This is a genomic window from Mesorhizobium escarrei (assembly GCF_935825525.1).
GTDB lineage: Bacteria > Pseudomonadota > Alphaproteobacteria > Rhizobiales > Rhizobiaceae > Mesorhizobium > Mesorhizobium escarrei.
Window position 1 is genome coordinate 28,894 of record NZ_CAKXZT010000132.1, and the last position, 22,021, is coordinate 50,914.

A 22,021-nucleotide genomic window follows, 5' to 3' on the forward strand; every position below is an offset into this window, starting at 1 on the left:
GGTTTTAGAGCCACCAAAATGGGAAAATCGCGGTTTATATAACCGCTCCGTTGCCGTTCCGCAACGTTTTTGGAAGGTACCGTCGCCTAGCTCGTCAGTGTTGCAACTTGCGCGAGAGCTTTGGTGCGTTTAGCCTCGTGACATCAGCAGGATCAAGGGCGGCCCATGGCTGACGTCACCATCGAAGCAGTATCCGCCGTTGTCGGCCAGATTTACGAAGCTGCCTATGATCAGGAACGATGGCCCGATGCGGTAACCGGTCTGCGCGACCTGTTCGGCGGCTCGCGCTCCTGTATTGTGCGCCTCGGTCCGGAAACGCTCGATGCGGTTGCATCCGACCAGGACCCGGAATTCATTTCGCAAAAGGGTATCGAGGCTGTTCTGCGCGATCCCCTGGCTGCGGCGGCAGCCGCCATACCTGTCGGCGCGGTCACTCACTGGCCAATGGGCCTCGACGCGGCGGCGTTCCGCCGCCGCGAGCTCTGGCAGGACTGGCTAAGACCGCGCGACATGTATCACGGACTGGCCTGCAACCTGCTCTCCTCCAACAGCGCAAACTGGCTGCTTAATATAGATCGCGGTTCAAGGCAGGGGGCATTCGATAACGCCGATATCGACCTTTTGCAGAAGATCGTGCCGCATATGCTGCGCGCCGGGCAGATCGGTCGACAGCTGGAGAACACCTCGGCGCTGGCATCGGCCTTCTCGCACCTGCCCTTCGGCGTGTTTCTGGTAAATGGACATCAGCACATCGCGCAGATGAATGAAGCCGCCGAGGCAATGCTGGCGCGACCCGACAGCCCGATGAAGCTGAATGGCGGCGCAATCGTCGCCTCCAATCCCAAGGACACACAGGCGCTTCAGCAACTGGTCGAGGACGCCTGTTGTTTGCGCGACGGCGCGATGCCCGGTACCGGAGGAACGCTGCTGGTGCCGTCGGATCACAAGCGCTCTGACCTGACCCGACTGGTGCTGTCGGTCGCGCCATTCGTCGATGCCCGCGCCTATGGACTGGCCTCGGAACGTTGCGCGGTGATCATGGTCACCGAGGTCGCCCGCCGCATTGCCGATGGCTTCGAACAGCATGTGCGCGGCCTGTTCGATTTGACATCGGCCGAAGCCCGGCTGGCAGCCGGTTTGGCATCCGGGAGCACTCTGAAAGAAGCCGCGGCGCGTTCGAACATAACCGTGAAGACCTGCCGCACTTATCTGGAACGGATTTTTTCCAAGACCCGCACCCGTCAGCAGAGCGAATTGGTCGCGCTGCTCAAGAGCACGGAACCGCTCAGCGGCCGCGGCCGCTAGCCCGGCAACAAAACGCCCTGATGTCGGCATTTGCCGACTGTTGGAGAAGACCCGTTTCGTCCACATTTCGCCTTGGGTGGCGGCGAGCTGCTTTGGGAGTGCAAGCTGCCGCCGATGTGGGCTGATCGATGTTGGAAACCGGGCACGCTGTCGCGGCGGGGTTGTTTCCGTTCGCCATTTCCTATGCGCTTCTGGCAATGCTGCCGGGCGCCAATTTTGCTGTCGTCGCGCAGGCTGCGCTGACCGCTTCGCGTGCCACAGCACTTTCGGCTGCCGCCGGTATTGCCTTGGGCGCGAGCTCGCTGGCGGTGGTCGTCGTGACGGGCGCCGCCGCGCTGCCGCCCGGAAGCATCGCGCACCAGATGGCCGCCAGCCTTTATGGCGCAATGCTGGTCTTCATCGGCTGGAATTCGATGCGGCGGGCGCTTTCGATCACGATCGGCGCCAACGAGCCGAAGCCGCTTCCCATCGTTCGGTACTTCCGGCTGGGATTTATCACGGCGGCGGCAAATCCGGCCACCGCGTTGTTTTTCGCATCCTCTACGCTGAGCTTAAATGCGCGTGGGGCAATTCACATATCCGTGGCAGCGCTGGTTTTTGCGATTGCAATCGCCTGGTTTGGCCTTGTCGGCCTGGCTATTTCCCGGCCAGCCATGCGCGAATTTTACAACCGTTTCCGCAAGCACCTGGACATCGTTCTGGGAGGAGCCTTGATAGCGATTGGTTTTGCCGCCCTTAGCCATTGAGCGACAAATAGACGGCATTCCACCGATTCGTCATCTGCGATTGAGCGGTTGCGTGCTCTTGAGCAAAGCGACGAGCTGGCTTTGCTGCCGGGTCCGGTCTTGACGAAAATCCGTTCGAGATAGGTCCGGCCGGTTTTTACCGTGATCTTCAAGTCGGATGCCGCATCTTTCAAGGGTCGTCCTTGAGAAAGCGCGGCCGCCAAACGTGTCTCGGAGGGCGTCAGGTCGAACAGGCCCGCGAGGAGGGTTGGTGAAGGCACGAACGGCACTGGCCCTTACCTCCGTTGCCGCAACCAGGATGTCCGCGCCGGTGAAAATGTCATGTGCGGCGCGGCGCAGTGGCAAAAGGTGGATGACCACAGCCGGCCGGCTTTCGTTGGCGGCAACAGGAATCGATCGGACCGCGAAATCGTTGCGGTTCTCGAGAATGGCCCGCTGGAAAAGCGCGTTGGCGGAGGCATTGGCGATCGCCATGCCGCCATAGGCAGTTGGCAGAAACATCTCGGTCATTTCTTCCAGCAGCCGTTGACCGTCAGCACGCGTCCCGATGCAGTCATGACCGCGGCCGGCAGCCCGAGGGCCTCGAGTGCCGAGACGGTCGCCCTGGCCTGTTCCAACCCCAATCGCGCCGAGCCGCCTCGTAGATCTTGTCCGTCAGATCGTCGAACATGGGCGCAAGCCTGTTTCAGAGTCAGCACGCTACTGGCCCGGATCGGCGCCAGCCGCCGACCTAGTCCCGCGCGATCAAAATGCCCACGCTGAAACCGGGGTCAACCACAGGTTGCGATCGAGTTGTATTCGGTTCTGGATTGTGGCGATTATCGTAGCCGCTGCTGCATGGACCTCAAAACGACAAACCCGCCGGACTGGGTCCAGCGGGCTCGGAACCGGCGGCGGGAAACCCGCCTGCCTCGGCTCTTGCTTAGCGGATCAACGCGCCTTGCGGGCGATCCTCTCGATGTCACCACGGTTGATGCCGAGGTCGTTGAGCTCACGGGCGTTCAGGCGGTTCAGTTCGCGCACGGTTTCATTGTACATGCGCCAGTTGCGGAAAGCACGGATCGGGTTCATGGTAGTCCTCCATCGTTTCTATGCCGCTGAAATAGGCACCGTTGATGAAAAGTTGAACAGACGCTTTTGCATGGCGGCAATGCGTTTGTTGCATTGCGCAATTGAGATTTTGTTCAGCTTGTTTACCGACCGTCAGCCGACGTCGAGCACGATCTTGCCGATGTGGTCGCCGTCCTCCATCCGCTCATGCGCCCGCCACGCCTCCTTGAGCGGGAAGATCATGTCCATTACGGGTGCTACCTTGCGGGTGGCGAGCAGCGGCCACACCTGCGCCTCCAGCGCTGCGGCGATTGCCGCCTTGAATTCAACGGTGCGCGGCCGCAGCGTCGAGCCGGTGTGGGTGAGCCGCTTGACCATGATCTTCGAGAAATCGGCGCTTGCCACCGCCCCGCTCTGCGTCGCGATCTGGACGATGCGGCCTTCCACCGCCGCGGCCTGGTAGTTTCGCGCCACATAGTCGCCCCCGACCATGTCGAGGATGACGTTGGCGCCCTTGCCGCCGGTCGCGTCCTTGACCGCCGCGACAAAATCCTCCTCGCGGTAGTTGATCGCCCGGTCGGCGCCGAGCTTCAGACAGGCGTCGCACTTCTCCTGGCTGCCGGCGGTGGTGATGACATAGGCGCCGAAGGCCGAGGCGAGCTGGATTGCCGTGGTGCCTATCCCGGACGAGCCGCCATGCACGAGCAGCGTCTCGCCGCGCTTTAAGGCCCCGCGCTCGAAGACATTGTGCCAGACGGTGAAGTAGTTTTCCGGTACCGCCGCCGCCTCGGTGTGGGTGAAGCCGGCGGGCAGCGGCAGCACGCTGCCGGCATGGACCTTGACGTATTCGGCATAGCCGCCGCCGGGCGTCAGCGCGCAGATCCGGTCGCCGACGCGCCAGCGCGATATCTCGTCGCCAAGAGCGGCGACTTCGCCGGACACTTCGAGACCCGGCAGGTCAGACGCACCAGGCGGCGGTGGATAGGCGCCCTTGCGTTGCTGCACATCCGGCCGGTTGATACCGGCGGCGCGCACCCGGATCAGGATTTCGCCGGGACCGGGCACGGGCACGTCGCGCGTTTCCGGTTTCAGCACCCGTGGTCCGCCGGGTTCCGAGATCGCGATGGCCGTCATCTTCGCCGGAATATTGTTCTGTTCGCTCGCCATGACTTTTCCCGTCTCGCTTCGCCAGTTTCTTGCCAGTTGCCGGTTTTCTTGTCGACTGCCGGTTTTCTTGCCGACTGCCAGTTTTCTTGCCGACTGTTTGCATCCATGCCCCTGCCCTATGTATGCTGATTGGCAAATCAGGCAAATGGCCACTGCAGCGCTCCGCGTGCGATTGGACGCGCAAAGGACGCTGTAGCAGTTCAATTTTTGCGCATGAGCGAGGAGCGACGATGGCGATCTTCGACGACGAACCCAAAAAGAAGGCGCGCCCGCATGAGATCGGGCAGGATCTGTCGCTGCTTTCCGTCGATGAACTGTCAGAGCGGATCGCCATTTTGCGCGACGAGATCGCCCGGTTGGAAGCCGAGCTCAAGACCAAGAGCACCACCAAATCAGCGGCCGAGGCGCTGTTTCGCCGCGGATAGTTTCCAGAGCCGAAGCGCCCGCCGCCGAAAAGCTCGAATGCGACTGTCTTCAGACCCTCCCCAAATTCCAGCCGGATCAGCTAAATGTTTGCAAGCTACCGACCGATCCTTTCGCTGCTTCGCGGCACCGCTTTCCTGCTGGCTGCAACCGGACTGCACGGGCTGCTGTTGCCGCTGCGCGGCCAGCTGGAGGGTTTCTCGACCGCATCGCTCGGCCTGATGGGCACGGCCTGGGCCGGCGGCTTCGTCACCGGCTGCTTCTTTGCGCCGCGCCTCGTGCGCCGCGCCGGTCACGTACGCGCTTTTGGCGCCTTTGCGGCATCGGGAGCCATCGTCGCACTACTCACCGGCCTGATCATCGACGAATATATCTGGATCCTGCTGCGCGCCTTCACCGGCTTCACCATGGCCGGCGCCTTCATGATCATCGAAAGCTGGCTGAACGAGAAGTCCACCAACGAGAACCGCGGCGCCGTCTTCGGGCTTTACATGATGGTCACCTATGCCTCGATCATGGGCGGCCAGATGATCGTTGCCGGCGGTGACGTGAAGTCGGCCTCGCTGTTCATGATCACCGGTATCCTGTTCTGCCTGTCGCTCATTCCAACCGCAGTGTCGACGGCTTCGCATCCCAAGCCGCTGCAGGACGTCTCGCTCGACGTCAAGGGGCTCTATGTCAATTCGCCGGTGTCGGCGATCGCCTGCGTTTTGATCGGTGTCGCCAACGGCGCCTGGGGCACGCTTGGCGCCGTCTATGGCGCCCGCATCGGCATTTCCACGGCCGAGATCGCGCTGATGATGAGCCTGGTGGTCGTCGCAGGCGCCGCCATGCAACTTCCGGCCGGGCGTCTCTCCGACAAGACCGACCGCCGCTTTGTGCTGGCAGGCCTGGCCTTCGGCGCGGCGCTATTCGCCGTCGCGCTGTTCCTGTTCGAGCCGCGCTCCGGCATCTTCGTCATCGTCTGCACCGCCGCCTACGGGGCCTTTGCCTACACGCTCTATTCGATCGCCGTAGCCCATGCCAACGACCACGCCCGGGCGGAAGATTTCGTCAAAGTGTCCGGCGGCCTGCTGCTGCTCTATGGTTTCGGCACGATGATCGGGCCGCTGCTGGCCGCCGGCCTGATGGGCTGGATGCGGCCGGAAAGCCTGTTCCTTGCAACGGCCCTCGCGCATCTTTGCCTGGCAGGCTATACGCTGCTGCGCATCAGCCGGCGCGCACCGGTGCCGATCGAAGATCGCGACGCCTTCAAGACGCAACCGGCCGAGCGCTCGATCACGCCGGAAGCTTTGCGGCTCGATCCGCGCAGAAAGCCTGAAACCAACGGTTGAGATTTGGAAAACTTTGCCTCACAAATAAGGCATGATGTTTTCCGACGCCTTCATGGCGATTGCCGATCCCAACCGGCGCTATCTCTTGGAAGAGCTTCGGCGCGGCCCGAAGACCGTCAACGAACTGGCCGCCGGGTTGCCGGTCTCGCGCCCGGCTGTTTCGCAGCATCTGAAAGTGCTGCTCGACGCCGGTCTGGTCAACGCCAAGCCGGAAGGGACAAGGCGCGTCTATACGGTCAGCAGTGCCGGCTTCCTGAAGCTCAACATCTGGCTCGACCAGTTCTGGGAGGTCGAGCAGCTTGGCTCGCCCGGAAGCTGAGGTGCGCCGTCGCATTCTTGCCAGTAGCGCACCAGGCGCGTCGAGCAGCTCGCATGGCGAAAGCTCCTTAGGATTCAGGTGCTTGGCGTTGAGCCGCATATCGTCCCATTGAAACAGTGTCGGGCATCGGACTAAGCGGTCCAGCTTGGACGTTCCTGAACACGGTCGAGCCAATGATGGACATTGACGAGCGAGTCCGGGATGTCGGCTCCGAAGAAGGCGCCAAGCCAGGCTGCGACGGCAGCGGTGATGTCGGCGACGGAGAACTGGTCGCCGGCGATGAACGGGCGGCCATCGGCAATCTCGCGGTCAAGCCACGCCCACTTTGCCGGAACGGCTTCGCGCTGGGTTTCGGCGAAAGCCGGGAACTGCACAAGCCGCTCCGCAAACATGGGATCGGAATGCAGGGCAATGCTGCCGATCGTTCCGAAGATCTCGATCTCGGCGCGGCGGTTCCACATCTCGACCTTGCCTTGGCTGACCGCGTCCGAGCCGAACAGTGCCGGCGTCGGATGAATCGCCTCCAGATAGCGGCAGATGGCGATGCTTTCGGTGATCACCGTGCCGTCGTCGAGCACGAGCACCGGAATCTGGCCGAGTGAGTTGAGCTCAAGGAATTGCGGGGTTTTGTGCTCGCCTTTTGTCAGATCGACATCAACCCGCGGAACGTCGATGCCTTTCTCAGCCATGAAGATGCGGACACGGTAGGAATTCGGACCAATGCCGCAGTAGAGTTTCATCATATCCTCCCGATTCTGCTGATCTTTGGCTCAGGCTGTGGCGCTCACGCGCATTCCACCCGCAGGTTGTCGAGCATCTGACTCCAGCCAGCCCGATGGTTTTCGGGCTGATCATGGCCGTCAAGAAAGGCGCCTTGCTCGGTCATCACCAGCCGGCAGCCTGTGCCTTCTGGACTGAATTCAACCGTCAGCAGGCCGACAAACAATCGCTGGCCGCTGCTTGTCATGCCGCCAGCCGAGACGATGCGCTGGTCGCGCACGATGTCGAGGTAGCGCGTCTCGTTCACATAACTCTCGCCACCTTTGGGTCCGAAACGGCTGAGCGCAATGCCGCCCACCTGGAACTCGAAGCGGTCAATGCTGCTTTCCCACCCCTCGCCGGGCGAGCCCCAGCGCTGCAATGCGGTGGGATCGGACCAGGCGGCGAACACCCGCGCCGGCGAAGCGTCGTAGCTGCGTTCAAGCACTATGGTCGAATGGACGACGGAGCGTTCGCTCATGTTGGCCTCCTCAGTTTCCTTCGGTTTTGGTTTCCGCGAGAAAGGCGCCGAGCCGGTCGAGCCGCTGTTCCCAAGCCAGGCGCCGTTCGTTGATCCAGTGTTCGGCGGTCCTCAGCGCCTTCGGCTCGAGCTGGCAGGTGCGCACCCGGCCGAGCTTTTCGGTGCGGACGAGGCCGCTCGCCTCGAGCACATTCAGGTGCTGGACGACCGCCGACAGCGACATCGCCAGCGGCTCGGCCAACTGGCTGACCGAGGCGGGGCCGCGCGACAGCCGCTCCACCATGTGCCGCCGCGCCGGGTCGGCGAGCGACTGGAACATCAGGTCGAGCTGGGCGGTATCGTGCAGCATCGGGCTTAACCGTTGTTTTAGGGGAAGAGCTTGAAATAGGGCTGCGCTTCCTCGATCACGCGGGCGACAGACGGCCGCAGCAGCAGCCGGTCGTGGTAGCGCGCGACTGTTCATTGCCGACAAATGTGAACGGCGTTCCGTTCTCATAGACCGCGATCAGTGGCTTCCAGCAGAAGGAGGCCAGCGGATGGCGATGCATCGCCAACGACATCGTTTTGCTCGTTCCCTTGATGGTTCGCCGCTGCATGATTACAGAGAGCCAAACACTAAAGCATTTACTTAACTATTGCCGCCGAGACCGTGTGTCAAGGTCCGGCTCCGCGCTTATCTGGGTTTGGCTATGGGCGACGATGGCATCAACGATCGTGGCCCAATCGTCGGGATGGAGTTCGTGGCCGCCGCCTTCAATGCGGACAAGCCTGGCGCCGGCAACTGCTTCGGCAAGAGCGGTGCCATGCTCGACCGGAAAGATCGGATCCGCGGTGCCGTGGATGACGAGGAGCGGAACCTTCAAGTCGTGCAGGCGACCCTTCCAGTCCTCGCTGCCCCGATCCTCGCCGCCCCGATCTTCACCGGACTTGAGCATGAAGTGATTGGTCGCGCTTAGAAAACCGCCGGACCGGTCGTAGTCCTGTTCGACGAACGCCCTCGTCCGCTTCTGGTCGAATGGATGCGCGGTGCCGGCGATTGCGTGCGCGTCCTTGACGATGAAGTCGACCACCTGGGCACGGTTAGACCAGTCAACCTTTGCGCCTTCGGCCGAATGCTTCATATAGGCTTCGGTCGTCCCTGGCAGATGCGACGTGTCGATCCCGATTGGCGAAGTGCTGATCGCCGTTAGCGAGAGGATCCGCGACGGATATTTCAACGCCACAAGCTGTGCGATCATGCCGCCCATCGACATGCCGACGACATGCGCTTTGGCGATGCCATAATTGTCGAGGACGCGGGTGGCGTCGTCCACCATGTCGTCGAAAGTGTAAGGCGGTTCGCCCGGCGCATATTTGGTCGAACGGCCGGTATCGCGATTGTCATAGCGGATCACGAACCGGCCGTTGCCGGCCAGTTTCCGGCAGAACGCCTCAGGCCACCAGAGCATCGAGGCCATGGCGCCCATAATCAGCAGCATCGGCGGATGCGCGGGATCGCCAAACGTCTGCGACGCGATTTCGGGTTCCGCTGCCTTGGTCATGGTCGCCGTCTCCTCTCCGCAAACCAATTGCATTTTGCAATCGGTTGTACGATAATAAAACTGATATAATAATGCAACCGGTTTCTATTGGAGAATCGCATGAGCATCGATCGCCGGTCTGGGTGCCCGATCAACCTGTCGCTTGAAGTGTTTGGCGACCGGTGGAGCCTGATCATCCTTCGCGACATGATTTTCGGCGGCAAACGCCACTTTCGCGACCTGCTCAACCGATCATTGGAACGCATCGCTTCCAACATTCTCGCCGATCGGCTGAAACGGCTGATGGAGCTCGGCATGCTGACCAGGGCTGACGACCCGACCCACAAGCAGAAGGCGATCTACAGCCTGACCGAAATGGCGATCACGCTGGTGCCGATCCTGGCGCATCTCGGCGCCTGGGGTCGCGTCTGGCTGCCGGTCAGCGAGGAGCTCTCGATCCGCGCCGAGCTTCTGGAAAAGGGCGGCCCGCCGATGTGGGAAAAGTTCATGGACGAACTGCGCCACGAACATCTGGGCACACCTTCCGACACGCCGCCGGATGCCACGGTGCGTGCGACGTTGCAGGCCGGATACGAGGCGGTTGTCGCCCGAAAGGCGCCGGGCGCCGGGTGCGATGTCGGCGCCTGACCAACTTATTTCCCCCATCGCAGGTCGGCTCTGCTATTGAAGCTATTGAAAACTATAATTTACGGGATTGGAAAAGCCCTTGGTTGAGAACTCTAAGGATACTGCCCGCGCGCGGGCCGATTTGCGTTTCAAGAAGCAGGAAGAGGCCGCCACGGTTCGACAGAAGGCGATGGCGGAATATGTCGCCGAGAGCGATGCCCGCCAGATAAAGACCAACAAGCTGAGGGCGCTCCGCCTTGCCAAGGAAGCGGAAGACCTCGCCAATGCGCCGGCTGCTCCGGTGAAGAAGCCGGCGCGCGCCAGGAAAAAATAGCGGCCCGACGTGTCGGGCGGGCCTGTCCTGCCCGTTGTCGGTAGGTGCTGACATTGAGGCGGCTGCTTCACCGCATGTCGTTATCGCAAAACCGCTGCGCACCCTCGGTTCAAGCCCTGGGTCAGGCCCGAGGGCGACATGCATTAGCCCATGTTTATGTCGCGGCTTGCTGCTCGCATCGATACTGAGAAGCCGGCGAGGACGTCGACCAGTGCGATGACCATCAAAATGAAGAAAACCGAGTGCGCCGCGCCCTTCACCAGCAGGAACTCGACCAGGAACGCCACGAAGACGAAGGTCGACAACAGGTGGTCCATGATCGAGGCGTTCGTCGTGCGCGTCGATTTCACGATTTCGACGAAGAAGAGAAGCAACCCGATCAGCACGATCAGATCGCCGAGCGTCATCGAGAACACCCCGCCCGACATCATGCGGATCGAGAACATTTGGCTTGCCCAAGGATCGTCGCCGCCGCCGAATATTCCCAGAAGCCCAAGATTGTAGAGGACGAAGGGCACGATCAGCAGCGGGATGGCACCGAACATCAGAAGGCTCCGGTTGGACAGCCTTCTCTAGTATGCGCTCGGCGTTCGCCGTCAAGAATTTTCGCACGCAACTGCAAACACGGACTAAGACGGTGCGAAATAACAGTGCCAGCCGGCCCGGCTGCCATCCGGCATGGCTGCTGGCATGTCTGAAATGACCGGTGGGCGATCATCTGCGCAAAACGCGGAAAGACCGGCGCGATGGCCGGTTCTTCGATAGTCACAAACCGTCGAAAGCGTTCTCAGCTTTCCTTCGGCTCGAGAACCTGGCGCCCGCGATACATGCCGGTCTTCAGGTCGATATGGTGCGGGCGGCGCATCTCGCCGGAATTCTTGTCCTCGACATAGGTCGGGGCCTTCAGCGCATCGGCCGAACGGCGCATGCCGCGCTTCGACGGAGAGGTTTTTCGTTTCGGTACGGCCATGGATATGCTCCACTACATGGTCAAAATGCCCCGGCTGCCCTGGTGAAAGGGCCGCGTCAGGGCCGGAATCTGAGAAAGTCGGGTGCCTATACACGCCCTGCGCCGTTTTGGCCAGCGCCGCCGCGAATTTTTTTAAGCTATCGCAGGCAGCCGACATAGGCGCCGGACCGGCCGGCGCGCCGCTCGATCAGCGAGGCCAGCCGCCTCAGTCCTGGCCCGGGCTTGGCCGGGTTGCGGGCGATCGGGTTCGGCAGGGTAACGGCAAGCAGCGCCGCCTGGCGCCGCGACAATCGTTTTGCCGAAACCCCGAAATGGTGCTGGGCGGCGGCTTCGATGCCATAGATGCCCGGCCCCCATTCGGCGATGTTGAGGTAGATTTCCATGATGCGCCGTTTCGACATCACCATGTCGACATAGACGGCCAGCGGCAGCTCGACGACTTTCCGGACCGAGCCTAGCGGCCGCGACCACAGATAGAGGTTCTTCACGGTCTGCATGGTGATGGTCGAGGCGCCGCGCGTCATCTCGCCGGCCAGCGCGTCGTCCACGACGCCCCTCAACTCGCCAAGGTCGATGCCGCGATGGAAGCAGAACTGCCCGTCCTCCGACATGATGACCGAATGCGCCAGCGTCGGCGCCACATCGTCGATCGAGACCCAGCGCCGGTCATAGCCGGAAAACGTCGCCAGATCCTTCAGCATCAGTGTCGATACCGGATGCACGAACGGCGGCAGATAGAGAAAGGTCAGCACCACCGGCATCAGCGCCAGCACCACGGCGACGGTGACGCCGCGCCGGACCCAGTGCCGGGGCCAACGTTTGAGACCGATGCGGCTGCCGCGTTTCGGCCTCACCATGTCCAGCCCTTCGGTTTCGTGATCGACGATCGGTTCCGCCAAGCCGCTCAATCCATGCTGCTCCCTGCCCCGGCATAATGGCGCTTGGCTTCTTGCGCAACGTCTGAGTGTCGGCTACCCGTCCCCGGCATGGTGAAAGACGATCAAATATCGTTCGAGGCAGCGCTTGTCGCACGCACAGGGCCGATCGAGGCGCTGCTCAGACGGCTGCTCGACGACCGCCCGCTTTCGGGCGAGATCGCGCGGCCGCAGCGTCTGATGGAGGCGATGCGCCACGGCGTGCTGAACGGCGGCAAGCGCCTGCGCCCCTTCCTGGTCATGGAAAGCGCCGCCCTGTTTTCCGCCGACGGCGAAGCGGCGCTTCGCGTCGCGGCGGCGCTCGAATGCGTGCATTGCTATTCGCTGATCCATGACGATCTGCCGGCCATGGACAACGACGATCTGCGCCGTGGCCAGCCCACCGTGCACAAGGCCTTCGACGAGGCGACCGCCATCCTCGCCGGCGACGCCTTGCTGGCGCTCGCCTTCGACATCATTGCCGACGAAGCGACAATGCTGCCGGCTGAGCGACGGGCGGCGCTGGTGCTGGCGCTGGCCCGCGCCGCCGGAGCCGGCGGCATGGTCGGCGGCCAGATGCTCGATCTCGAAGCCGAGCGTATCCGGCCGGAGGAAGCCGGCATCATCCGGCTTCAGGCGATGAAGACCGGCGCGCTGATCCGCTTCGCCTGCGAGGCGGGCGCAATCCTTGCCGGCGCGCCAGCGGCCGATCGTGAAAGACTGGCGGAATTTGGCTCGGCGATCGGGCTTGCCTTTCAACTTGCCGACGACTTGCTCGATCTGACGGCGGACGCGCGCCAGATGGGCAAGGCGACCGGCAAGGACGCAGCCGCCGGCAAGGCGACGCTGGTGGCGCTGCACGGCGCCAACTGGGCCCGGGACCAGCTTCAAGGCCTCGTCGACCAGGCCCACGCCTTGCTTTGTCCCTATGGCGAAGACGCCGTGCTTCTGAAGCAGGCAGCGGAATTCGTGGCGGCCCGCAACAGCTGACGGACGGCCGGGACGGGTTTTAGTCACGGCGTCACCATGCATGCGCCGAAGGCGATCGCGACAGGAGCTGACGCGGCCACTTTAGAGCTAGCGCAGCCGGCCGATCGGAATGATTTCCGGCGATGTCGGACAGAATGGCTCGCCACGCCAGTTGCCGAGCCATTCTTCGACGACCAGCCCGGTCTGGTCCAGCATCTGCTCAAGGCTTTCCTTTGCCACAAAGGCTATTTTCGATTCGGCGCTGAGAACGCGCCCGCTATCCGGGATTTCATAATGGGTCGAGTAAGTGACGACGACGCTAGCGGAGTCGCGCCGAAAATCGTTCCAAGCTCTTAGCGTGCCCAATCCGGGATGACTGAGTTCCCGTTGCGACCGTTCCGGCGTCCACTCGAGCCATTCCTGCGCGACTGGATTTCGCGTGTCGAAGATGAAGCGCCCATCGGCAGCCAGATGAGCGGCGATCGTGGCAAGCACCGCCTCTCGATCTTCTGGCGTGAGGAACACCTGGAAGGCGTGCCCGGTCAAAAGCACCAGATCGAAGCGTCGTCCGAGCCGGACGTTGCGCGCATCGGCCTCGACCCAGGCGACCCTCTGCCCGCCGGCTCTGCGGCGCGCAATATCGAGCATCGCCGGCGCCGGATCGACGCCGGTCACGCTGCGCCGATCGGCGAGCGCGGCGGCCAATTGCCCAGTGCCGCAGCCGAGATCGAGAACCGAGCCGGCTTCCCTGGCGAAGCCGACGCAATAGTCGAAGTCCACGCCGCCTTCGTTCTCGACATCGTAGAACTGGACAAGTTCGGGATCGCTATAGAGACGGTCGGTCATCGTGGGGCCTATAGCTGGAACTCTGCTTTTATACGCCTGGCGCACTCCAGCGGCGTCAGCGTGCTGGTGTCAATTTCGAGATCGTAGCCGACATCCTTGTGCACGCGGTAATATTGCCAGCGCGCCAGCCCTGGCAAGCGGTCGGCCCGCTGGATTTCGCGGGCCTCGAGAACGTCCAGCGGAGCGAAGACGCCTACCAGGCGTAGATCAAAGCCCGACAGCAATCTCAGATATTCGGATATTTCGCCGCCGCACAGCACGTCATCGACAATGAGGTTGTTGCCTTGTCCCGCCATCGCGGCGATGGCGTGCCGCATGCCTCGCAGGGTTCGCTCACCGACCGGCCCAATCCTGATGACGACTTTGAACTTGCCGCTTTCCTCGATCACTTCATAGGCGAAACCGGCGGCATCGTCCTGAAGGGCTTCGGGCAGCATGTCGATAAACGCATCCATCTGAACATGCAGGAAGGGCTCGGTGGTCATCGTCTGCAACGCCTTGGCGATCGAACTCTTGCCGGCGCTGCCGACGCCGTTGAGAAGGATGATCTTGGCGGTCATGTTTCCAGCACTTTCAGCGACTGCGAGGCGCCGACATATCGCCTTTACCGATTCCGCACCACAATGCATGCACCGCCGACGCTTTGCAGTTTCCGGCAGATGTTGTCGGCCTTGGCTTTGGAGTCGGCGCCGATCCGTACCGCATAGATGCCGCGCCTGCCGATCGGCGAGCGCACCCGGCTCACGACCGGATTATGCCCGCCAAGCAAGGCTGGAAACCGGCGCTTTACACCGTTCCATTGATTGAGCGCCGCGGCGCGGCGGAAATTGCCGGCCACCTGCACGCCCCACGGCTTGATGTTGATCGACGCCATCGCCACGGTTTGGGACTTGATGACCGGCAGCCTGCGGCAGGCGACCGCAAAGCTCGCCTTCTTGTCGAGCGGCTGGATGCTGCCGGCATAGGCGGTGTCGGTGAACCTGTCGGCCGGCTCGCCCATGATGTCCAGAACGTAGTTTTCGGTCTCCATCGGCAGGAAGCCACCGGAACTCAGCCAGCGCGATACCCGGCTTTCACCGGCATTGTAGGCAGCGGCGGCGAGGCCTAGATTACCAAAACCGGTTTTCATCTCGGCGAGATATTTTGCCGAGGCCGGGATGGCCTGCTCGATATCGAAGGAATTGGCGAGGCCGCGTATCTTGGCGGTGCCCGGCATGAACTGGGCAATGCCTTCGGCGCCGACCGGACTGACCGCGTTGGGATCGAAGCGGCTTTCCTTCCAGATCAGCCGGGCAAAAAAGTCCTTGGGCAAGCCGTTTTGATCGGCATGCGCCTCGATCAGATTGCAAACCCGGTCGAGCAGCCGCTGCTTGGCGGGGTGCGGCGGATCGGCGTGGACGGCCGTCGCCCAGCCCAGCCCGCCAAGCAAGACCAATCCACCAAGCAAGACTACCCCACGAAGCAAGACTGGCGTCGCCCAGCGCCGCATCGACCTACTCCGCCGCAGCCTTGCCGGATTGCCCAAACCGCTGCTCGACATAGTCGGCGACCATTTTCTCGAAGTCGGCGGCGATCGAAGGGCCGCGCAGCGTCGCCGCCTTGCTGCCGTCGACGAATACCGGCGCCGTCGGCGTCTCGCCGGTGCCGGGTAGCGAAATGCCGATATCGGCATGCTTGGATTCACCCGGACCGTTGACGATGCAGCCCATCACCGCGACCTTGAGGTTTTCGACGCCGGGGTATTTTTCACGCCACAGCGGCATGTTCTTGCGCAGATCCGCCTGGATGTTCTGGGCGAGTTCCTGGAACACCGTAGAGGTGGTGCGGCCGCAGCCGGGGCAGGCGGCGACGATCGGCACGAACTGCCGGAACCCCATGGTCTGCAGCAGTTCCTGCGACACCTGCACCTCGCGGGTGCGGTCGCCGTTCGGCTCCGGCGTCAGCGAGATGCGGATCGTGTCGCCGATGCCTTGCTGGAGAAGAATGCCCATCGCCGCGGACGAGGCGACGATGCCTTTCGAACCCATGCCGGCCTCGGTGAGGCCGAGATGCAGCGCGTGGTTGGAGCGGGTAGCAAGCTCGGTGTAGACCGCGATCAGATCCTGCACGCCGCTGACCTTGGCCGACAGGATGATCTTCTCGCGGCCAAGGCCGATCTCCTCGGCCATTTCGGCCGAAAGGATCGCCGACTGCACGATCGCCTCGCGCGTCACCTCCTGCGCGGTCAGCGGAAAGCCCTGGTGCTGGTTGTCGTCCATCAGCCTGGTCAAAAGCTCCTGGTCTAGCGACCCCCAGTTGACGCCGATGCGCACCGGCTTGTCGTAACGGATCGCCATCTCGACGATCGCCGCGAACTGCCGGTCCTTCTTGTCCTTGAAGCCGACATTGCCGGGATTGATGCGGTATTTGGCCAGCGCCTCGGCGCAGGCCGGGTGGTCGGCGAGCAGCTTATGGCCGATATAGTGGAAATCGCCGACCAGCGGCACCTTGATGCCGAGCCGTTCGAGCCGCTCGCGGATGGCGGGCACGGCGGCGGCACTCTCGTCGCGGTCGACGGTGATGCGCACGATCTCGGAGCCGGCGCGATGCAGCGCCGCAACTTGAGCGACTGTCTGGTCGACATCGGCGGTGTCGGTGTTGGTCATCGACTGAACGACGACAGGGGCGCCCCCGCCGACCATCACGCCGCCGACATCGACACCGACTGACGTGCGGCGCGGGAAGGGTGAAGAAAAATATCCGGTCATGGCCGGCTGCCCTTTGTTAGCGCCGAATTCCGGAATCGGTTTCCGGCTGCGCAAAAATCAAAATACAGCGTCCTTTGCGTGTCCGAAAGGACGCGCGGCTATAGAAGGTCCCGGCATGAGGTGGAGGAGCAAAGATGGCTTGTCAATGGCGACTGGCAGGCAGATCTGTCAAATCGACCGCCGGACAAATATGCAAATGCTCCGGCGGCATTGGGTGCCACCGGAGAAGATGGTTGCGTGAAAGCGCGCGCCTACCCCCGCGCATGACCCCGAAAATCCAATCGATTTTCGCTGGGGATCATGCGCCAAAGCAGAAGGACTACAGCGTCCTAAGGACGCGCGGCGCTGTGGAAAGCGTCAGTGCGTGGTGGGTTTCGGCTTCGCCTTCAGTTTTTCAATCTCGTCCTTGAGTGCCAGCTTGCGCCGCTTGAGATTCACGATTTCGAGGTCGTCGACCGATGGATGGTTCATCGCATCATCGATTTCGCGTTCGATGTCGCCGTGTTTCCGCTGCAGCTCATCAAGATGGGATGCAAGAGACATGATTGGTTCTCCCTTTCATGGTTTCCTCGATTGCAGCCGTCAATGCGCGCCCCGCCGCAAGTTCGCTTCTGTGACGGCATAATGACAGTGTGCCACTATCGGGCATCGATGTCGAATGCTGCGTGGTAGCATTCCACGACAATGCGAAATGTGGTATTGGCTGCGCGCCGGTGCAAGATACCTCCGGCCCCGCCCAATCAGGCCCATTGTTGGGCGCCGCAGACGTGCAGACGGTAGATAATGTCCGAACAGGAACAGGCCGACATCCGCCTCGAATATTCTCGGCTGAAGCAAGAGCACGCCGATTTTGACGCGGCGATCAACGCGATGATCGCCATGGGCTGCGACCCCCTGCAGATCCAGCGCATGAAGAAGAAAAAGCTTTTCCTGAAAGACCGGCTGATGGCGCTGGAAGACCGGATCATCCCCGACATCATCGCGTGAGCGCATCCACTTGCCGTTGCGGCAAATCCTGCTCATCCCGTGATTGAAAGCCTCGCGGCGCGTTCGCGCAGCAGGGTAATGAGATTGCCGGTCTTTTCCTCGGAAGTGTCGATGGGAACCACCAGGCATATCGTCGCCTCGACCTTGCCGGCAGCTGAAAAGACCGGCGCGGCTAGGCATTTTGTATAGGCGTCGACAAGACCGGAGGTCACACAGTAGCCGGCGGCCCCGGCCGTAGCGATATCTTCTATGAAGTCGTCCAGCAACAATCTGCGGCCGTCCGGCACGACGAGATCGTCTTCGGACACCATGTCTTCGATCACAGCCCTTTCGAAACCGGCGAGAAGCAACCGCCCGGAAGCGGTCCAGGGAAGCGGGATCTGCAGACCGGTGGCCGAACTGATCCGGAACGGCCTGGTGCCCGGACTGGAATGGACAATCGTGTAGCGGCCGCTTTGCAGCATGCACAATTCGGAGGTCTCGCCTGTCTCGCGCGAAAGATTGTCGACTTCCTGGCGCCCTCGCCTGAGCAGGTCGTTGCCGCGCACATAGTCCATTCCGTAGAGATAAAGCTTCTTGCCGAAATAGACGCGATTGCCATCGCCGGCCATTTCCAGCAGGCCCGCATCCACGAGCGAGCGCACAAGAGTGTAGATCGTCGAGCGCGGCGCATTCACTCCCTTGGCGAGATCGCCAATCCCGATCGCTCGCTGGGTCGCGTGAAGAAACTCCAGGATATGGAGCACCCGGTTGAGACCCTTCTCGCGGGAGCCCGCAATCCTGTCTTCGTCCGGACCGGCGTCCGGCCGAACTGCCAAGGCGTTACCATCTTGCATTGCTGATTCCTGATGTTAGTATCTGTCTTGTACAGGATACATGTGTCTTTTGTAAGAGACAATCCAGCAGATTACAGATGCATGTGTCGACAAAGGGGAACACAACACGAAAAGGAGGTCGCCGTGAACGACACATCCAAAAGACGTGAATTTCTGAAACTGGCCGGGCTTGCGACGGCCGGAGTGGTGGGCTCAGCAGCAACAGTCGATGTCCGGAAGGCTGCGGCGCAAGCGGCACCGGACAGCCTGCTGCGCACGGTTCTCGATCGCGGCAAGGTGATCGTCGGCACCGGCAGCACCAACGCGCCCTGGCACTTCGAAAACGATGCCGGCGAACTGGTCGGCATGGACATCACGATGGGGCGCATTCTTGCCAAGGGACTTTTCGACGATACGACCAAGGTCGAGTTCGTCATGCAGGATCCGGCTCAGCGCATTCCGAACGTGACCACCAGCAAGGTCGACATTTCGATCCAGTTCATGACCATGACGGCCCAGCGCTCGCAGCTGATCCACTTCTCCCGGCCCTATTACGTCGAAGGCATCGCCTTGCTGACCCTTCCGAACGCCGAAAACAAGACCTTCGACAAGCTGCTTGCCGGCGGTTCGGCGACGCGGATTTCCATCCTGCAGAATGTCGATGCCGAGGCAAATGTGCACATCGTCCTGCCGGAAGCGCAGGTGATGCAGATAGACACGCAGGCCAACGTGCTGCAGGCACTGGAATCGAAGCGCGTCGACGCCGCCGCCGTCGATCTGTCGACGGTTCGCTGGCTCGCCTCGCGCAATCCCGACAAATACTTCGATGCCGGCAAGAGCTGGTTCTCGATGCTTTACGGCGCCGCACTTCGGCAAGGCGACCCCGACTGGCTGACCTTCGTCAACACGACCTTCGCCACCGCCATGTTCGGCCATGAGACGGCGCTCTACGACGCTGCATTCAAGGACTATTTCGGACAGGAGCCGCCGGCGCGCCATCCCGGCTTCCCGGTCATCTGATGCAAGCCGGCGGAAGGCCCGCGCCCTTCCGCCTGCTTATCGTCGACAGCCCTCGATATGACAGGGACACATGGGCTATACCCTGAATTTCAACCTGATCTGGCGGCATTTCGACAAGCTCTGGGGCGGGCTGCTGCTCAGCCTCGAGCTGGCCGTGATCTCCATCGCGATCGGCATCCTCATCGGGTTGCTTCTGGCGGTCTGGTACGTGTCGGCCGGGCGTGCGGTGCGGACCGTCATCGCCGCCTATGTCGAGTTCATCCGCAACGTACCGCTGATCCTGCTCGTCTATCTCGTCTTCTACGGCCTGCCGACGGTGGTCGACATCGCCTACAGCGCGCAGACCTCGTTCATTGCCACGCTGTCGCTCTATAGCGGCGCCTATCTGGTCGAGGTGTTCCGCTCGGGGCTCGAAGCGGTTCCGCGCGGACAGCTCGACGCCGGCAAGGCGATCGGCCTGACGCCATGGCAAAGGCTGGTCCATGTGCGCCTGCCGACGATGCTGCGCATAACGCTGCCCGCGCTTTCCAACACGTTCCTGTCGCTGTTCAAGGACACGTCCGTCGCCTCGGTCATTTCGGTGCCCGAGCTCACCTACGGCGCCCAGTGGATCAACTTCAACACCTTCCGCATCGTCGAGGTCTACCTTGTGGTGACGGCGATGTATCTCTTGACGGGCTACGCCCTTCTTTTTGCACTTCGGCTTGTCGAGCGCCGGTTCAGGGCGGCTCACTAGAATGCTTGGCCAGATCGCCTATGCCTTGCCCTTCCTGGCCCAGGGCTTTGCCGTGACGCTATGGGTGTCGCTGCTGGTCGTGCTGTTGTCGCTCGTCGCCGGCGTAATGATGGGCGTCGGCCTTGTCTATGGCCCGGCTCCACTGCGCTGGGCGGTGCGCATTTTCAGCGATACCATACGCGGCATTCCGATCCTGGTGCTCATCTTCTTCGTCTATTACGGCCTGCCTGCCGTCGGCCTCCATCTGGAATCCTTCTGGGCAGCCGTGCTGGCGCTCACCCTGTTCAAGACGGCGCAGGTCATTGAGTATTTGCGCGGTGCGGTCGGTTCCATACCGAAGGGGCAGTCCGAAGCGGCGATGGCGATCGGGCTGACCTTTCGCCAGCGACTGGCCTACGTCATCTTCCCGCAAGCGTTCAGGCGTTTCCTGCCGCCATGGATCAATGGCGTCACCGATGCGGTGAAGGGCAGCGCGCTAGTCTCGCTGCTCGGCATCACCGACCTGATGCACGCCATCAACCAGGTCATCGGCCGCACCTACGAAGCGATGCCACTCTACATCCTCGGCGCGGTCATCTATTTCGCCGTCAATTACGCGCTCTCCCTGGCCAGCCGACGGTTGGAGCGGCGTTTCTCCTTCATCCGGGAATAGCAAGATGCCCATCGCCCCGCCCGCCACTCCGGCGCTTCTCGATGTCTCCGAGGTTTCCAAATCCTTCGGATCCGTCGCGGTCCTGCGCTCCGTCAGCTTGCAGGTGACCCGTGGCGAGGTGGTGACTGTCATCGGGCCCTCCGGCAGCGGCAAGACCACGCTGCTGCGCTGCGTCAACTTCCTGGAGAGCTACGACAGCGGCTCCATCCGAATCGACGGCAGGGAGGTCGGCTTCCGCGAGACGGGAACGCGCCAGCGCCGCAGCGAGCGCGACCTGGCGAAGATGCGGGCCGAGACCGGAATGGTGTTCCAGAGTTTCAATCTGTTTCCGCATCTGACGGCGGCCGGCAACATCATGCTTGGCCTGCGCAAGGTGCGCGGCAAGAGCAGTACCGAGGCCCGCGCCATTGCCGAGCACTGGCTCGGCCGGGTCGGCCTTGCCCACAAGGCCGACAGCCTGCCGGCCGAGCTTTCCGGCGGCCAGCAGCAGCGCGTCGGCATCGCCCGCGCGGTGGCGATGGAGCCGAAAATCCTGCTTCTCGACGAGATAACCTCCGCGCTCGATCCGGAACTCGTCGGCGAGGTGCTCGAGGTCGTGCGCAGCCTGGCCGAGGACGGCATGACGATGGTGATGGTCACGCACGAGATGGCCTTTGCCCGCGACGCCTCGAGCCGCATCATCTTCATGGCAGATGGCGGCGTCAGCGCCGCAGGCCCGCCCGCCGAGATTTTGGGCGCCGAGATAGAGAACGAACGTCTCCGCAGTTTCCTGGCGCGGTTTCGCGCCTCGCATTTCTGACATCGAACGTCCAAAGCTGCCGCAAGGAGCCCTTTTCATGACGCCTTACATCCGGCTCGCCGAATTGGGCCTGACGCTGCCCGAGCCGCCGACGCCGATCGCCAACTTCGTCACCCACGCCGAAAGCGGACGGCTGATCTTCCTCTCCGGCCAAGGGCCGCTGCGCGCCGATGGCACGCTTTGCACCGGCAAGGTGGGCGAGGACGTCACGGTTGAAGAGGCTTATAAGCATGCCCGTCTCACAGGCCTGAACCTGCTCGCCGTCATGCACGCTGCGGCAGGCGACCTCGGCCGCATCGTGCGCGTCGTCAAGCTGCTTGGCTTCGTCAACGCGATCCCGACCTTCAGCGACCATCCGAAGGTGGTGAATGGCTGTTCCGATCTTTTCGCCGCTGTCTTTGATAGTATCGGCGGGCACGCCCGTTCGGCGATCGGTGTCGGCTCCCTGCCGGGCAACATCACCGTGGAAATCGAGGCGGTCGTCGAGATCGCCGCCTGACG

General features: G+C 62.3%; 31 protein-coding genes. 14 read left to right on the forward strand and 17 right to left on the reverse strand.

The genetic code is table 11. The features are described 5' to 3' along the window. Nucleotides 1–165: 165 nt before the first annotated feature. Both NMG80_RS18780 and NMG80_RS18785 read left to right on the forward strand, forming a co-directional pair. Nucleotides 166–1,305 (forward strand): helix-turn-helix domain-containing protein, encoded by a 1,140-nt coding sequence (locus NMG80_RS18780; RefSeq protein WP_254019474.1) that lies wholly within the window; start codon nt 166–168, stop codon nt 1,303–1,305. Nucleotides 1,306–1,502: 197 nt separating this feature from the next. Next, nucleotides 1,503–2,051 carry a LysE family transporter gene (locus tag NMG80_RS18785; protein WP_254019475.1) on the forward strand — a complete coding sequence of 183 codons (549 nt, stop codon included), beginning with the start codon at nt 1,503–1,505 and terminating at the stop codon, nt 2,049–2,051. Between the two features lie 30 nt (nt 2,052–2,081). Here NMG80_RS18785 and NMG80_RS18790 read toward each other — a convergent pair whose 3' ends face one another. The 3 genes from NMG80_RS18790 to NMG80_RS18800 form a co-directional block, all read right to left on the reverse strand. Then, entirely contained in the window at nt 2,082–2,525 is a 444-nt protein-coding gene (locus NMG80_RS18790; RefSeq protein ID WP_254019476.1) for a hypothetical protein, read from the reverse strand. 456 nt (nt 2,526–2,981) lie between these two features. After that, nucleotides 2,982–3,122, reverse strand: coding sequence for a DUF1127 domain-containing protein (locus NMG80_RS18795; protein ID WP_254019477.1), 141 nt, complete (start codon nt 3,120–3,122; stop codon nt 2,982–2,984). Between the two features lie 132 nt (nt 3,123–3,254). Then, entirely contained in the window at nt 3,255–4,268 is a 1,014-nt protein-coding gene (locus NMG80_RS18800; protein WP_254019478.1) for an NAD(P)H-quinone oxidoreductase, read from the reverse strand. Between the two features lie 230 nt (nt 4,269–4,498). Here NMG80_RS18800 and NMG80_RS18805 point away from each other — a divergent pair, with 230 nt between their 5' ends. The 3 genes from NMG80_RS18805 to NMG80_RS18815 all read left to right on the forward strand — a co-directional run bounded on the left by NMG80_RS18805 (nt 4,499) and on the right by NMG80_RS18815 (nt 6,344). Continuing rightward, nucleotides 4,499–4,693 carry a DUF1192 domain-containing protein gene (locus tag NMG80_RS18805; RefSeq protein WP_029348741.1) on the forward strand — a complete coding sequence of 65 codons (195 nt, stop codon included), beginning with the start codon at nt 4,499–4,501 and terminating at the stop codon, nt 4,691–4,693. Between the two features lie 84 nt (nt 4,694–4,777). After that, entirely contained in the window at nt 4,778–6,025 is a 1,248-nt protein-coding gene (locus NMG80_RS18810; protein WP_254019479.1) for an MFS transporter, read from the forward strand. 31 nt (nt 6,026–6,056) lie between these two features. Then, nucleotides 6,057–6,344 (forward strand): ArsR/SmtB family transcription factor, encoded by a 288-nt coding sequence (locus NMG80_RS18815; RefSeq protein ID WP_254019480.1) that lies wholly within the window; start codon nt 6,057–6,059, stop codon nt 6,342–6,344. A gap of 131 nt (nt 6,345–6,475) precedes the next feature. Here NMG80_RS18815 and NMG80_RS18820 read toward each other — a convergent pair whose 3' ends face one another. The 5 genes from NMG80_RS18820 to NMG80_RS18840 all read right to left on the reverse strand — a co-directional run bounded on the left by NMG80_RS18820 (nt 6,476) and on the right by NMG80_RS18840 (nt 9,125). Continuing rightward, complete coding sequence (locus NMG80_RS18820) at nt 6,476–7,084, reverse strand: glutathione S-transferase family protein (protein ID WP_254019481.1); 609 nt, start codon at nt 7,082–7,084, stop codon at nt 6,476–6,478. A gap of 44 nt (nt 7,085–7,128) precedes the next feature. Continuing rightward, the gene (locus NMG80_RS18825; protein WP_254019482.1) at nt 7,129–7,584 is read right to left on the reverse strand and encodes an SRPBCC family protein; all 456 of its coding nucleotides are present in this window, start codon (nt 7,582–7,584) and stop codon (nt 7,129–7,131) included. Nucleotides 7,585–7,594: 10 nt separating this feature from the next. Next, on the reverse strand, nt 7,595–7,933 hold the full coding sequence (locus NMG80_RS18830) for an ArsR/SmtB family transcription factor (RefSeq protein WP_254019483.1): 339 nt from the start codon (nt 7,931–7,933) through the stop codon (nt 7,595–7,597). Nucleotides 7,934–7,988: 55 nt separating this feature from the next. Further along, nucleotides 7,989–8,144 (reverse strand): hypothetical protein, encoded by a 156-nt coding sequence (locus NMG80_RS37900; protein ID WP_436798635.1) that lies wholly within the window; start codon nt 8,142–8,144, stop codon nt 7,989–7,991. Between the two features lie 72 nt (nt 8,145–8,216). Further along, nucleotides 8,217–9,125, reverse strand: a complete 909-nt coding sequence (locus tag NMG80_RS18840; protein ID WP_254019484.1) for an alpha/beta fold hydrolase — start codon at nt 9,123–9,125, stop codon at nt 8,217–8,219. 99 nt (nt 9,126–9,224) lie between these two features. Between NMG80_RS18840 and NMG80_RS18845 the strand changes: the two genes are divergently transcribed. Together NMG80_RS18845 and NMG80_RS18850 are read left to right on the forward strand one after the other, a co-directional pair. Beyond that, entirely contained in the window at nt 9,225–9,752 is a 528-nt protein-coding gene (locus tag NMG80_RS18845; protein ID WP_254019485.1) for a winged helix-turn-helix transcriptional regulator, read from the forward strand. Between the two features lie 79 nt (nt 9,753–9,831). Next, the gene (locus NMG80_RS18850; RefSeq protein ID WP_254019486.1) at nt 9,832–10,065 is read left to right on the forward strand and encodes a hypothetical protein; all 234 of its coding nucleotides are present in this window, start codon (nt 9,832–9,834) and stop codon (nt 10,063–10,065) included. Between the two features lie 143 nt (nt 10,066–10,208). Here NMG80_RS18850 and NMG80_RS18855 read toward each other — a convergent pair whose 3' ends face one another. The 3 genes from NMG80_RS18855 to NMG80_RS18865 form a co-directional block, all read right to left on the reverse strand. Then, entirely contained in the window at nt 10,209–10,610 is a 402-nt protein-coding gene (locus NMG80_RS18855) for a hypothetical protein (protein WP_254019487.1), read from the reverse strand. Between the two features lie 242 nt (nt 10,611–10,852). Beyond that, nucleotides 10,853–11,035 carry a 50S ribosomal protein L32 gene (rpmF, locus tag NMG80_RS18860; RefSeq protein WP_006203806.1) on the reverse strand — a complete coding sequence of 61 codons (183 nt, stop codon included), beginning with the start codon at nt 11,033–11,035 and terminating at the stop codon, nt 10,853–10,855. Nucleotides 11,036–11,172: 137 nt separating this feature from the next. Further along, complete coding sequence (locus NMG80_RS18865) at nt 11,173–11,943, reverse strand: biosynthetic peptidoglycan transglycosylase (protein WP_254019488.1); 771 nt, start codon at nt 11,941–11,943, stop codon at nt 11,173–11,175. A 78-nt stretch (nt 11,944–12,021) separates the two neighbouring features. Here NMG80_RS18865 and NMG80_RS18870 point away from each other — a divergent pair, with 78 nt between their 5' ends. After that, on the forward strand, nt 12,022–12,939 hold the full coding sequence (locus NMG80_RS18870) for a polyprenyl synthetase family protein (protein ID WP_254019489.1): 918 nt from the start codon (nt 12,022–12,024) through the stop codon (nt 12,937–12,939). An 87-nt stretch (nt 12,940–13,026) separates the two neighbouring features. On the opposite strand, the gene NMG80_RS18875 is transcribed toward NMG80_RS18870, so the two are convergent. The 5 genes from NMG80_RS18875 to NMG80_RS18895 form a co-directional block, all read right to left on the reverse strand. Then, nucleotides 13,027–13,764 carry a class I SAM-dependent methyltransferase gene (locus NMG80_RS18875; RefSeq protein ID WP_254019490.1) on the reverse strand — a complete coding sequence of 246 codons (738 nt, stop codon included), beginning with the start codon at nt 13,762–13,764 and terminating at the stop codon, nt 13,027–13,029. 8 nt (nt 13,765–13,772) lie between these two features. Beyond that, on the reverse strand, nt 13,773–14,324 hold the full coding sequence (locus tag NMG80_RS18880; protein ID WP_254019491.1) for a chloramphenicol phosphotransferase CPT family protein: 552 nt from the start codon (nt 14,322–14,324) through the stop codon (nt 13,773–13,775). Nucleotides 14,325–14,368: 44 nt separating this feature from the next. Continuing rightward, a complete protein-coding gene (locus NMG80_RS18885; protein WP_254019492.1) occupies nt 14,369–15,253 on the reverse strand; it encodes a lytic transglycosylase domain-containing protein in 885 nt (294 codons plus the stop codon). 4 nt (nt 15,254–15,257) lie between these two features. After that, nucleotides 15,258–16,511: a flavodoxin-dependent (E)-4-hydroxy-3-methylbut-2-enyl-diphosphate synthase gene (ispG, locus tag NMG80_RS18890; protein ID WP_254019493.1), complete on the reverse strand. Its 1,254-nt coding sequence runs from the start codon at nt 16,509–16,511 to the stop codon at nt 15,258–15,260. A 357-nt stretch (nt 16,512–16,868) separates the two neighbouring features. After that, on the reverse strand, nt 16,869–17,054 hold the full coding sequence (locus NMG80_RS18895) for a YdcH family protein (protein WP_023797036.1): 186 nt from the start codon (nt 17,052–17,054) through the stop codon (nt 16,869–16,871). A gap of 240 nt (nt 17,055–17,294) precedes the next feature. Here NMG80_RS18895 and NMG80_RS18900 point away from each other — a divergent pair, with 240 nt between their 5' ends. Further along, complete coding sequence (locus NMG80_RS18900; protein ID WP_023797035.1) at nt 17,295–17,498, forward strand: YdcH family protein; 204 nt, start codon at nt 17,295–17,297, stop codon at nt 17,496–17,498. 32 nt (nt 17,499–17,530) lie between these two features. Here NMG80_RS18900 and NMG80_RS18905 read toward each other — a convergent pair whose 3' ends face one another. Next, on the reverse strand, nt 17,531–18,334 hold the full coding sequence (locus NMG80_RS18905; RefSeq protein ID WP_254019494.1) for an IclR family transcriptional regulator: 804 nt from the start codon (nt 18,332–18,334) through the stop codon (nt 17,531–17,533). Nucleotides 18,335–18,457: 123 nt separating this feature from the next. Between NMG80_RS18905 and NMG80_RS18910 the strand changes: the two genes are divergently transcribed. The 5 genes from NMG80_RS18910 to NMG80_RS18930 all read left to right on the forward strand — a co-directional run bounded on the left by NMG80_RS18910 (nt 18,458) and on the right by NMG80_RS18930 (nt 22,019). Continuing rightward, nucleotides 18,458–19,333 (forward strand): transporter substrate-binding protein, encoded by an 876-nt coding sequence (locus NMG80_RS18910; RefSeq protein WP_254019495.1) that lies wholly within the window; start codon nt 18,458–18,460, stop codon nt 19,331–19,333. Between the two features lie 70 nt (nt 19,334–19,403). Next, nucleotides 19,404–20,069 (forward strand): amino acid ABC transporter permease, encoded by a 666-nt coding sequence (locus NMG80_RS18915; RefSeq protein ID WP_023797032.1) that lies wholly within the window; start codon nt 19,404–19,406, stop codon nt 20,067–20,069. A 1-nt stretch (nt 20,070) separates the two neighbouring features. Further along, nucleotides 20,071–20,721 carry an amino acid ABC transporter permease gene (locus NMG80_RS18920; protein ID WP_254019496.1) on the forward strand — a complete coding sequence of 217 codons (651 nt, stop codon included), beginning with the start codon at nt 20,071–20,073 and terminating at the stop codon, nt 20,719–20,721. A 4-nt stretch (nt 20,722–20,725) separates the two neighbouring features. Then, on the forward strand, nt 20,726–21,520 hold the full coding sequence (locus NMG80_RS18925; protein ID WP_254019497.1) for an amino acid ABC transporter ATP-binding protein: 795 nt from the start codon (nt 20,726–20,728) through the stop codon (nt 21,518–21,520). A 37-nt stretch (nt 21,521–21,557) separates the two neighbouring features. Continuing rightward, entirely contained in the window at nt 21,558–22,019 is a 462-nt protein-coding gene (locus NMG80_RS18930) for a RidA family protein (protein WP_027152960.1), read from the forward strand. The last annotated feature ends 2 nt before the right edge of the window (nt 22,020–22,021 follow it).